Genomic DNA, 9,504 nt, shown 5'->3' with positions numbered 1-9,504 from the left:
GCCATTGCTCGTCGCTCATTTGCCAGGTGGCGTCGTCGGCCTGCGGCCACACGAACTGGCCGCGATGCAAGCGACGCAGGCACAGCCATACGCCATTTCCGTCCCAGCACACCAATTTGAGGCGCGTACGACGCCGGTTGCTGAACACGTAGGCCGTGCCGTCGCAGGGAGGGCAACCGAGCACCTGCTGGACCAGCAAGGACAGTCCATCGACACCGATGCGCATATCGACGGGCCGGGTGGCCAGCCGAACCAACTCGGCCTGCAGCTTCATGCCAGCTCGCGCAGTAGTGCCGCCACCCAACTGGCAGGCAAGGCCGGCGGCAATGTGAGCGTCCAGCCGCTGGGACTACGCAGGCTCAATGCCGGTGCCGCATCGGTGGAGGCTGCAATCGACACTGGCAGCAGCGCCGCCGGCACGACGGGCGCGGCCAGGCGGCGCGCCCAATAGTTAAGCTGCCGCTGCGGGTAGCCCTGGCTCTCCGCAAAGGCGCGTTGGGACTGGCCGCTCTTGCGCCATTGCGCAACCCCGCGCCTCCCACAATGACTCGCGTTCCAAATTTGCCATCTCTATCTCCAAGTTGAAGATCACAGTGTGGACAATTTATGGAACGGAAGAAAGGTGGGCGGGCTGGATGCTTACGGATCTCTTGATGTCGCCGCCCTCGATAGCCAATAGACGAAAAAAAGCCAGGCTGAGCCTGGCTTTTTTCTACGTACCGCGCCGATTACTCAGCGGTTGGTGCGTCTTCAACTTCGGTGACTTCTGGACGGTCCATCAGTTCAACGTAAGCCATTGGTGCATTGTCGCCAACGCGGAAACCCATTTTCAGGATACGCAGGTAGCCGCCGTTGCGGTTTGCGTAACGTGGGCCGAGTTCGGCGAACAGCTTCAACACCATTTCGCGGTCGCGCAGGCGGGCGAATGCCAGACGCTTGTTGGCCAGGGTGTCGGTCTTGCCCATCGTCAGGATCGGCTCGACTACGCGGCGCAGTTCCTTGGCTTTTGGCACGGTGGTTTTGATGGCTTCATGACGCAGCAGGGAAACGGTCATGTTGCGCAGCATTGCCAGACGGTGGGACGAAGTACGATTCAGCTTGCGAAGGCCGTGACGGTGACGCATGGTAATTCCTTTCGAGTTGTTTAAATCCAGCTCTTCGATCGCCTTTCAGCGCGGGCCGGTTGGTATGGAGTAATACGCCCGGAACCCCTGTCCCGGACGGTGCTGCGATTACTTCTCGAGGCCGGCTGGTGGCCAGTTTTCGAGCTTCATGCCCAAGGTCAAGCCGCGCGATGCCAGCACTTCCTTGATTTCGTTCAGGGACTTGCGGCCCAGGTTCGGCGTCTTGAGCAGTTCGTTTTCCGAACGCTGGATCAGGTCGCCAATGTAGTAAATGTTTTCTGCTTTCAGGCAGTTGGCCGAACGCACGGTCAGTTCCAGGTCGTCGACCGGACGCAGCAGGATCGGATCGACCAGCGGGATGCGCGACGGTGCTTCGGCAGCAGCTTCGGTGCCTTCCAGCGCCGCGAACACGTTCAGTTGATCGACCAGCACGCGCGCCGATTGACGGATCGCTTCTTCCGGCGTAATCACGCCGTTGGTTTCGATGTTGATCACCAGCTTGTCGAGGTCGGTACGCTGTTCGACGCGGGCCGATTCAACGAAGTACGACACGCGGCGCACCGGCGAGAACGAGGCGTCCAGGATGATGCGGCCGATCGTCTTGTTGGTGTCTTCCGACAGGCGACGGACGTTGCCCGGCACATAGCCACGGCCTTTTTCGACCTTGATCTGCATGTCCAGCTTGCCGCCAGCGGTCAAGTGGGCGATCACGTGGTCTGGATTGATCAGTTCGACGTCATGCGGCAGGTCGATGTCGGAAGCCAGGATCGCGCCTTCGCCTTCCTTTTTCAGGGTCAGCGTGACGGAATCGCGGTTGTGGACTTTGAAGACCACGCCCTTCAGGTTCAGCAACAGGTCGACCACGTCTTCTTGCACGCCGTCCAGCGACGAATACTCATGGACAACGCCGGCGATCGTCACTTCGGTTGGCGCATAGCCGACCATCGACGACAGCAGTACGCGGCGCAACGCATTACCCAATGTGTGGCCATAGCCACGCTCGAACGGCTCCATCACGACTTTGGCGTGACCGGCACCGAGAGTTTCAACATCGATAATACGTGGCTTCAACAGACTGTTTTGCATGAAATGTCCTTTTCAATACCCTCGGCTCATTACACCGATAAGGCTGATGGCATTAGTGAAAACGCCCACGTGACTTAGAGTGGGCGGGAGAAAACGAAATTGGTTCCCCGCCTGCGCGGGGACGACCACTGGGCGGACAGCTACGCTGCCCGCAATGTGGTCGATTAACGCGAATACAGTTCGACGATCAGCGATTCGTTGACGTCGTTAGCGATTTCGTTACGCTCTGGGAACGAACGGAAGGTGCCTTCCATTTTCTTCGAGTCAACCGAAACCCAGCTAGGCATACCAATTTGTTCAGCCAGCGACAGGGCTTCAACGATACGCACTTGCTTTTTCGACTTTTCGCGAACGGCGATGACGTCGCCGGTCTTGACAGCGTACGAAGCGATGTTCACAACGTTACCGTTGACGGTGAACGCCTTGTGGCTGACCAGCTGACGCGCTTCAGCGCGGGTCGAGCCGAAGCCCATGCGGTAGCAGACGTTGTCGAGACGCGCTTCCAGCAAACGCAGCAGCGCTTCGCCGGTGTTGCCCTTGCGACGGTTTGCTTCAGCGAAGTAGCGGCGGAACTGACGCTCGAGGACGCCGTACATGCGCTTGACTTTTTGCTTTTCGCGCAGCTGGTTACCGTAGTCCGAGGTACGAGCACCGGATTTGACACCGTGCTGGCCTGGCTTGACGTCCAGTTTGCATTTCGAATCGAGCGAGCGACGTGCGCTCTTGAGGAACAGGTCCGTACCTTCACGGCGGGACAGTTTTGCTTTAGGTCCGATATAACGTGCCACAATGTTTCCTTTAGAATAATGACGCCCCGGCGGCATCCTGTGATGCTGGCCAGGCGCTAGTCCGTACGCAATGCGCCAGACGGTGGCTGACAATAAACCCGTGCGGAAATATCCGCGACAGGCGACAACAGCCGGGCAGTATACCCTATTCGGGGACTGCGCCGGCGATCATCAACGACTAATTTACAACAAACGGCCGGAAACGGTGTTCCGGTCGCCAGCGGGCCGTATCAGATACGACGACGCTTTGGTGGACGGCAGCCGTTGTGCGGCACTGGCGTCACGTCCTGGATTTCGGTGATCTTGATACCCAGGTTGTTCAAAGCGCGAACTGCCGATTCACGACCAGGACCTGGGCCCTTGATACGTACTTCGAGGTTCTTCACGCCGCACTCGACAGCGACCTTGCCTGCTGCTTCTGCCGCAACCTGCGCTGCGAACGGGGTCGATTTACGCGAACCCTTGAAGCCAGCACCGCCGGACGTCGCCCACGACAGGGCATTGCCCTGGCGATCGGTGATCGTGATGATGGTGTTGTTGAACGATGCGTGGACATGTGCGATGCCTTCAGCGACGTTCTTTTTAACTTTTTTGCGAACGCGCGCTGCTGCGGCGCTGCTTTGTTGCTTAGCCATGGTGTTGTCCTATTATTTCTTAAGCGATTGTGCGGCCTTGCGCGGACCCTTGCGAGTACGAGCATTGGTGCGTGTACGCTGGCCGCGGCAAGGCAGACCCTTACGATGACGCATACCGCGGTAGCAGCCCAGATCCATCAAGCGCTTGATGTTCATGGACAGTTCACGACGCAGATCGCCTTCGACTACGAAAGTGCCGACGGCCTCACGCAGTTTTTCCAGTTCGCTGTCGTCCAGGTCCTTGACCTTTTTGTTGGTCGCAACACCCGTTTGTGCGCAGATCTTCTGTGCGCGCGGGCGGCCAACACCGTAGATAGCCGTGAGGCCGATTACGGTGTGCTGATGATTGGGGATATTAACCCCTGCAATACGTGCCATTCGTTATTCCTCAATAAATAACGTTAAATTAACCTTGACGCTGCTTGTGACGCGGTTCCACGCAGATTACGCGGACGACGCCTTTGCGCTTGATGATCTTGCAGTTGCGGCAGATCCGCTTGACTGATGCGAGAACTTTCATATTTGCACTCTCTTATGTTCGGATTGATTACTTAAATTTACTTGGTCCGGAACACGATGCGGGCCCGGCTCAAGTCGTACGGCGTCAACTCCACCGTGACTTTGTCGCCGGGCAGGATGCGGATGTAGTTCATCCGCATTTTACCCGAAATGTGTCCGAGCACCACGTGCCCGTTTTCCAGCTTTACTCGAAACGTTGCATTAGGGAGATTCTCAAGAATCTCGCCCTGCATTTGTATGACGTCGTCTTTTGCCATTCGGTCTGTACACTCCTGGTTCGCGGTAACCGCCGGTTAGCGCGTCGGAATTCCGCCCTTGAAATTTGCCTTGCGCAGCAGCGATTCATATTGCTGCGACATGACGTAGTTTTGTACTTGAGCCATGAAGTCCATGGTGACAACCACAATAATCAACAGGGAAGTACCGCCAAAATAGAATGGCACTTTCCAACGGGCCTGCATAAATTCCGGCAACAAGCACACTAAAGTGATGTACACCGCTCCGGCCAGTGTCAAGCGCATCAGGATCTTGTCGATATATCGCGCCGTCTGGTCGCCGGGACGAATCCCCGGCACGAAGGCACCACTTTTCTTCAGGTTATCCGCTGTTTCCTTGCTGTTAAAGACCAGCGCCGTATAGAAGAAACAGAAAAACACGATTGCCACTGCATACAACAGAGCATGGATAGGCTCGCCTGGCCCCATCGATGCCGCCAAGTCTTTCAGGAAACCGACTACCGGTGTGCTGGAATCTTTGCCCTTCGTGAACCAGTCCACGATGGTGGCCGGGAACAAGATGATCGACGATGCGAAGATCGGCGGGATCACGCCTGCCATGTTCAGCTTCAAAGGCAAATGGCTGGTCTGACCACCCATGACTTTGTTGCCAACCTGGCGCTTCGCATAGTTGACCAGGATCTTGCGCTGGCCACGTTCGACAAATACCACACCAAAAGTAACGAATCCGACCAGCAGGATGATGAAAATCGCTGACAGGCTGCTGATGGCGCCATTCGACACGAGTGCAAACAAGCTACTCAGCGCCGCAGGCAGGCCAGCGGCAATGCCGGCAAAGATAATGATCGAAATCCCGTTGCCGAGGCCTCGTTCGGTAATCTGCTCGCCCAACCACATCAGGAACATGGTACCGGTCAGCAGCGAAACGACCGCCACGAAACGGAAAGCCATGCCAGGATCGATCACCAAGCCCGGCAATGCTTCGAGGCCGACGGCGATGAAGGTTGCCTGCACCAGTGCCAACACCACCGTGAAGTAGCGCGTGTACTGGGTGATCTTGCGGCGTCCGGATTCGCCTTCTTTCTTCAGTGCCTCGACGGCCGGAATTGCGAGGCCGGCCAGCTGCATGATGATCGAAGCCGAAATGTACGGCGTAATACCGAGAGCGAAAACTGCTGCGCGCTCCAGCGCGCCACCCGAGAACATGTTGAACATGCCCAGGATGCCGCCTTGATTCCTGCTGAACGTCTCAGCCAGTACATCCGGGTTAATCCCTGGAACAGGGACATGGGCACCCAGACGATACACGACCAACGCGCCGAGCAAAAACCAGAGCCGACTCCATGGGAAACCGGCTGCCGCACTTTTACCAAGTTGTGAATTAGTCGCCAATTTATGCTCCGATCAAGCTGTTAGCCTGCAACTTACGCTACCGTGCCGCCAGCTGCTTCGATGGCCGCTTTCGCGCCTGCCGTTACTTTCAAGCCCTTGAGGTTCACCGCTTTGGTGATCTCGCCGGACAGGATCACGCGCACATCGCGCGCCAGCACTTGCAGAACGCCTGCTTGCTTGAGCACCAGGATGTCGACATCGCCGACCGCCAGGTTGTTCAAGTCGGACAGACGCACTTCAGCCTTGAACGTTGCGTTGAGCGATTTGAAACCACGCTTAGGCAAACGGCGCTGCAGAGGCATCTGACCGCCTTCGAAGCCGACCTTGTGGAAACCGCCCGAACGCGACTTCTGACCTTTGTGGCCACGGCCAGCGGTTTTACCGATGCCCGAACCAATACCACGGCCTACGCGGCGCTTGTAATGCTTGGCGCCTTCAGCTGGTTGAATTGTATTCAATTCCATTGTTTTCTCCGTTCATAAGCCCGAAGGCTTACGAAACAACTTTAACGAGGTACGAAACTTTGTTGATCATGCCGCGCACCGAAGGGGTGTCTTCCAGCTCGGAAACCGAGTTGACGCGACGCAGACCCAGACCGCGAACGGTAGCGCGATGCGATTCGCGCGTGCCGATCAGGCCCATGACCAACTGAACTTTGACTGTTTTGGTAGCTTGTGTCATTTTGTCCGCCTTAAGCCAGAATGTCTTCAACCGACTTGCCGCGCTTGGCGGCGATGTCGCTTGCAGTACTCATTTTCGACAAACCGTCCAGGGTAGCGCGGACCAGGTTGTAAGGGTTCGACGAGCCCGTGGATTTCGCCACGACATCGGTTACGCCCATTACTTCGAAGATAGCGCGCATGGCGCCACCCGCGATCACGCCGGTACCAGGCTTGGCAGGCATCATCATTACTTTCGATGCGCCGTGACGGCCGGTGACTGTGTGGTGCAAAGTACCGTTCTTCAGAGGAACCTTGATCAGGTTACGACGGGCTTCTTCCATTGCCTTCTGCACGCCCACTGGCACTTCTTTCGATTTGCCCTTGCCCATGCCGATACGGCCATCGCCGTCGCCCACAACGGTCAGTGCTGCAAAACCCATGATACGACCACCCTTGACCACTTTGGTCACGCGGTTGATCGCGATCATCTTTTCGCGCATGCCATCATCCGGCTTGTCGCTTTGCATTTTCGCTTGCATTTTTGCCATGACGATTCTTCCTTAGAACTTCAGACCGGCTTCACGCGCGGCTTCTGCCAACGCCTTCACACGGCCGTGGTAACGGAAACCGGAGCGGTCGAACGCAACTTCGGTAATCCCTGCTTTCAGTGCTTTCTCGGCGACGCGCTTGCCAATCAAGGCGGCAGCGGCGGCATTGCCACCCTTGCCGGACTTGCCTGCCAGTTCGGCGCGAACTTCGGCTTCGGCGGTGGACGCCGAAACCAGGATTTTCGCGTCCGGGCTGATCAGGTTGGCGTAAATGTGCTGGTTGGTACGATGTACCGACAGACGATTTACTTTCAGTTCCGCGATCTTGATGCGGGTCTGGCGTCCACGACGCAGACGTGATTCTTTCTTGTCCATGGTCAGCCCTATTATTTCTTCTTGGTTTCTTTAAGCTTAACCACTTCGTCCACATAGCGGACGCCCTTGCCTTTGTAAGGCTCAGGGGAGCGGTAAGCGCGCACTTCTGCAGCGACCTGACCAACCTGTTGACGATCGATACCCTTGATGATGATTTCGGTCGGGGTTGGGGTGGCGCAAGTCACGCCTGCTGGCATCGAATGCACAACAGGGTGCGAGAAACCCAGCGACAGGTTCAGCTTGTCGCCGGCGGCTTGGGCTTTGTAGCCCACGCCTACCAGGGACAGCTTCTTCTCGAAGCCTTTGGTCACGCCGGTCACCATATTGTTGACCAGGGCACGCAAGGTGCCGGACATCGCGTTCGACTCACGGCTGTCGTCGACGACGTCGAAGCTCAGCGTGCCATCTTTGTTTTCTACTTTTACCAGGCCGTTCAGGGCCTGGGTCATGGTGCCCAACGGGCCCTTGACGGTGATCGCTGCTGCAGTGATCGCCACATCGGCGCCAGCTGGGACAGCGATCGGCATTTTAGCTACTCGGGACATTGTCGATACTCCTTAAGCCACGTAGCAAATAACTTCGCCGCCGACACCGGTGGCGCGTGCTTTGCGGTCGGTCATGACGCCTTGCGGGGTCGACACGATCGCCACACCCAAGCCATTCATCACGGTAGGGATGTCATCTTTGCCTTTGTAGACGCGCAGGCCCGGACGGGACACGCGCTCTAAGCGCTCGATGACCGGACGGCCAACGTAATACTTCAAACCGATCTTCAGTTCCGCCTTGCCACCGGTTGCGGTGACGGCGAAATCTTCAATGTAACCCTCGTCCTTGAGGACGACAGCAATCGCTACTTTAACTTTCGACGATGGCATGGCCACGGTCGTCTTTTGAACACCTTGTGCGTTGCGAATGCGGGTCAGCATATCGGCGATAGGATCGCTCATACTCATTGCTTATTCTCCTATTACCAGCTTGCTTTAGTCATACCCGGAATCTCACCACGCATGGCAAATTCACGGAGCTTGATACGGGCCAGACCGAATTTACGGAATGTGCCACGTGGACGGCCGGTCACGGCGCAGCGGTTACGCTGGCGGGTCGGGGCCGAGTTGCGCGGCAGAGCCTGCAACTTCAGACGGGCTTCATAACGTTCTTCTTCCGACTTCGACTGGTCGTCGATGATGGCTTTCAGAGCGGCACGCTTCGGGGCGAATTTCTCCACCAGGTCTGCACGCTTCTGTTCGCGGTTAATCAGTGCTAGTTTTGCCATGATCTCAGTTTCTGAACGGAAATTTAAAGGCGGCGAGCAGAGCTTTCGCTTCGTCGTCGGTCTTGGCGGTTGTCGTGATGCTGATATTCATACCGCGCAACGCGTCAATCTTGTCGTACTCGATTTCAGGGAAAATGATCTGTTCCTTGACACCGATGTTGTAGTTACCACGGCCATCGAACGAACGGCCATTAACGCCACGGAAGTCACGCACGCGCGGCAGGGCCACGGTGATGAAACGATCCAGGAATTCGTACATACGGGCACCGCGCAGGGTGACCATGGTACCGATCGGATAGCCTTCACGGATCTTGAAACCCGCGATTGCTTTGCGCGACTTGGTGGTCACTGGCTTCTGGCCGGCGATCTTGGTCAGGTCGGCGACAGCGTGCTCGAGAACCTTCTTGTCGGCGATCGCTTCACCCACACCCATGTTCAGGGTGATCTTGGTCAGGCGCGGGACTTCCATTGCCGATTTGTAGCCAAATTTGGCGACCAGGTCGGCAACGACCTTATCTTTATAAAATGCTTGGAGACGGGCCATGATGTCTTAAACCTTCACTACTTCGCCGGAGGACTTGAAAACGCGGACTTTTTTGTCGTCTACGATTTTAAAGCCCACGCGGTCTGCCTTGCCAGTCGCTGCATTGAACAATGCAACGTTGGACACGTGAATCGGCATTGTCTTGTCGACGATACCACCAGTTACACCGGTCATTGGGTTCGGCTTGGTCGCTTTTTTAGCGACGTTGATGCCTTCAACCACGACATGCTCAGCATCGATACGTTGCTGAACGATACCGCGCTTGCCCTTGTCTTTCCCGGTCAGAACGATGACTTCGTCGTTTTTACGAATCTTATCCATT

General features: G+C 56.7%; 19 protein-coding genes. All 19 read right to left on the bottom strand.

Annotated elements, in window-relative coordinates; genetic code table 11:
* On the bottom strand, window positions 1-274 hold a 274-nt coding region (gene tnpB / locus F0185_RS23760; RefSeq protein ID WP_167228625.1), incomplete at its 3' end, for an IS66 family insertion sequence element accessory protein TnpB.
* The gene (gene tnpA / locus F0185_RS35595; protein ID WP_441295231.1) at window positions 271-561 is read right to left on the bottom strand and encodes an IS66 family insertion sequence element accessory protein TnpA; all 291 of its coding nucleotides are present in this window, start codon (window positions 559-561) and stop codon (window positions 271-273) included. The genes tnpB and tnpA, both read right to left, overlap by 4 nt.
* 167 nt (window positions 562-728) lie before the next feature.
* Complete coding sequence (rplQ, locus tag F0185_RS23755) at window positions 729-1,124, bottom strand: 50S ribosomal protein L17 (RefSeq protein ID WP_099873839.1); 396 nt, start codon at window positions 1,122-1,124, stop codon at window positions 729-731.
* Between the two features lie 108 nt (window positions 1,125-1,232).
* A complete protein-coding gene (locus F0185_RS23750; RefSeq protein ID WP_166897178.1) occupies window positions 1,233-2,210 on the bottom strand; it encodes a DNA-directed RNA polymerase subunit alpha in 978 nt (325 codons plus the stop codon).
* Window positions 2,211-2,374: 164 nt separating this feature from the next.
* The gene (gene rpsD, locus F0185_RS23745) at window positions 2,375-2,998 is read right to left on the bottom strand and encodes a 30S ribosomal protein S4 (RefSeq protein WP_167228621.1); all 624 of its coding nucleotides are present in this window, start codon (window positions 2,996-2,998) and stop codon (window positions 2,375-2,377) included.
* 230 nt (window positions 2,999-3,228) lie between these two features.
* Window positions 3,229-3,633: a 30S ribosomal protein S11 gene (rpsK, locus tag F0185_RS23740; protein WP_008444339.1), complete on the bottom strand. Its 405-nt coding sequence runs from the start codon at window positions 3,631-3,633 to the stop codon at window positions 3,229-3,231.
* A 12-nt stretch (window positions 3,634-3,645) separates the two neighbouring features.
* Window positions 3,646-4,011 carry a 30S ribosomal protein S13 gene (gene rpsM, locus F0185_RS23735; protein WP_166897181.1) on the bottom strand — a complete coding sequence of 122 codons (366 nt, stop codon included), beginning with the start codon at window positions 4,009-4,011 and terminating at the stop codon, window positions 3,646-3,648.
* Window positions 4,012-4,039: 28 nt separating this feature from the next.
* Window positions 4,040-4,153 carry a 50S ribosomal protein L36 gene (gene rpmJ, locus F0185_RS23730; RefSeq protein WP_010394471.1) on the bottom strand — a complete coding sequence of 38 codons (114 nt, stop codon included), beginning with the start codon at window positions 4,151-4,153 and terminating at the stop codon, window positions 4,040-4,042.
* Window positions 4,154-4,190: 37 nt separating this feature from the next.
* The gene (gene infA, locus F0185_RS23725) at window positions 4,191-4,409 is read right to left on the bottom strand and encodes a translation initiation factor IF-1 (protein WP_005663428.1); all 219 of its coding nucleotides are present in this window, start codon (window positions 4,407-4,409) and stop codon (window positions 4,191-4,193) included.
* A gap of 36 nt (window positions 4,410-4,445) precedes the next feature.
* Window positions 4,446-5,780, bottom strand: a complete 1,335-nt coding sequence (secY, locus tag F0185_RS23720; RefSeq protein WP_167228619.1) for a preprotein translocase subunit SecY — start codon at window positions 5,778-5,780, stop codon at window positions 4,446-4,448.
* A 32-nt stretch (window positions 5,781-5,812) separates the two neighbouring features.
* Window positions 5,813-6,244 carry a 50S ribosomal protein L15 gene (gene rplO / locus F0185_RS23715; RefSeq protein ID WP_054265838.1) on the bottom strand — a complete coding sequence of 144 codons (432 nt, stop codon included), beginning with the start codon at window positions 6,242-6,244 and terminating at the stop codon, window positions 5,813-5,815.
* Between the two features lie 28 nt (window positions 6,245-6,272).
* On the bottom strand, window positions 6,273-6,461 hold the full coding sequence (gene rpmD, locus F0185_RS23710; protein WP_054265837.1) for a 50S ribosomal protein L30: 189 nt from the start codon (window positions 6,459-6,461) through the stop codon (window positions 6,273-6,275).
* A 10-nt stretch (window positions 6,462-6,471) separates the two neighbouring features.
* Complete coding sequence (gene rpsE, locus F0185_RS23705) at window positions 6,472-6,990, bottom strand: 30S ribosomal protein S5 (RefSeq protein ID WP_054265836.1); 519 nt, start codon at window positions 6,988-6,990, stop codon at window positions 6,472-6,474.
* A 12-nt stretch (window positions 6,991-7,002) separates the two neighbouring features.
* Entirely contained in the window at window positions 7,003-7,365 is a 363-nt protein-coding gene (gene rplR, locus F0185_RS23700; protein ID WP_054265835.1) for a 50S ribosomal protein L18, read from the bottom strand.
* Between the two features lie 11 nt (window positions 7,366-7,376).
* Entirely contained in the window at window positions 7,377-7,910 is a 534-nt protein-coding gene (gene rplF, locus F0185_RS23695) for a 50S ribosomal protein L6 (protein WP_054265834.1), read from the bottom strand.
* Window positions 7,911-7,922: 12 nt separating this feature from the next.
* Window positions 7,923-8,318 (bottom strand): 30S ribosomal protein S8, encoded by a 396-nt coding sequence (gene rpsH, locus F0185_RS23690; protein ID WP_166897186.1) that lies wholly within the window; start codon window positions 8,316-8,318, stop codon window positions 7,923-7,925.
* A gap of 14 nt (window positions 8,319-8,332) precedes the next feature.
* Window positions 8,333-8,638: a 30S ribosomal protein S14 gene (rpsN, locus tag F0185_RS23685; RefSeq protein WP_054265832.1), complete on the bottom strand. Its 306-nt coding sequence runs from the start codon at window positions 8,636-8,638 to the stop codon at window positions 8,333-8,335.
* Window positions 8,639-8,642: 4 nt separating this feature from the next.
* Window positions 8,643-9,182 carry a 50S ribosomal protein L5 gene (gene rplE, locus F0185_RS23680; protein WP_054265831.1) on the bottom strand — a complete coding sequence of 180 codons (540 nt, stop codon included), beginning with the start codon at window positions 9,180-9,182 and terminating at the stop codon, window positions 8,643-8,645.
* Window positions 9,183-9,188: 6 nt separating this feature from the next.
* The gene (gene rplX, locus F0185_RS23675) at window positions 9,189-9,503 is read right to left on the bottom strand and encodes a 50S ribosomal protein L24 (RefSeq protein ID WP_166897189.1); all 315 of its coding nucleotides are present in this window, start codon (window positions 9,501-9,503) and stop codon (window positions 9,189-9,191) included.
* Window position 9,504: the final 1 nt, after the last annotated feature.

The organism is Massilia rubra (genome assembly GCF_011682065.1).
In the GTDB taxonomy this organism is placed as follows: Bacteria; Pseudomonadota; Gammaproteobacteria; order Burkholderiales; family Burkholderiaceae_D; genus Telluria_A; species Telluria_A rubra.
This window is presented reverse-complemented; position numbering and strand designations above follow the sequence as displayed.

Excerpts from the sequence above, each read along its gene's own strand:
- rplR (WP_054265835.1), bottom strand. The coding sequence starts at position 7,365 with ATGGACAAGAAAGAATCACGTCTGCGTCGTGGACGCCAGACCCGCATC.
- rpmJ (WP_010394471.1), bottom strand. The coding sequence starts at position 4,153 with ATGAAAGTTCTCGCATCAGTCAAGCGGATCTGCCGCAACTGCAAGATC.
- rpsM (WP_166897181.1), bottom strand. The coding sequence starts at position 4,011 with ATGGCACGTATTGCAGGGGTTAATATCCCCAATCATCAGCACACCGTA.
- F0185_RS23750 (WP_166897178.1), bottom strand. The coding sequence starts at position 2,210 with ATGCAAAACAGTCTGTTGAAGCCACGTATTATCGATGTTGAAACTCTC.
- rplE (WP_054265831.1), bottom strand. The coding sequence starts at position 9,182 with ATGGCCCGTCTCCAAGCATTTTATAAAGATAAGGTCGTTGCCGACCTG.
- rplQ (WP_099873839.1), bottom strand. The coding sequence starts at position 1,124 with ATGCGTCACCGTCACGGCCTTCGCAAGCTGAATCGTACTTCGTCCCAC.
- infA (WP_005663428.1), bottom strand. The coding sequence starts at position 4,409 with ATGGCAAAAGACGACGTCATACAAATGCAGGGCGAGATTCTTGAGAAT.
- rplF (WP_054265834.1), bottom strand. The coding sequence starts at position 7,910 with ATGTCCCGAGTAGCTAAAATGCCGATCGCTGTCCCAGCTGGCGCCGAT.
- rpsK (WP_008444339.1), bottom strand. The coding sequence starts at position 3,633 with ATGGCTAAGCAACAAAGCAGCGCCGCAGCAGCGCGCGTTCGCAAAAAA.
- rplO (WP_054265838.1), bottom strand. The coding sequence starts at position 6,244 with ATGGAATTGAATACAATTCAACCAGCTGAAGGCGCCAAGCATTACAAG.
- rpsN (WP_054265832.1), bottom strand. The coding sequence starts at position 8,638 with ATGGCAAAACTAGCACTGATTAACCGCGAACAGAAGCGTGCAGACCTG.
- rpsE (WP_054265836.1), bottom strand. The coding sequence starts at position 6,990 with ATGGCAAAAATGCAAGCGAAAATGCAAAGCGACAAGCCGGATGATGGC.
- rplX (WP_166897189.1), bottom strand. The coding sequence starts at position 9,503 with ATGGATAAGATTCGTAAAAACGACGAAGTCATCGTTCTGACCGGGAAA.
- rpsH (WP_166897186.1), bottom strand. The coding sequence starts at position 8,318 with ATGAGTATGAGCGATCCTATCGCCGATATGCTGACCCGCATTCGCAAC.
- rpmD (WP_054265837.1), bottom strand. The coding sequence starts at position 6,461 with ATGACACAAGCTACCAAAACAGTCAAAGTTCAGTTGGTCATGGGCCTG.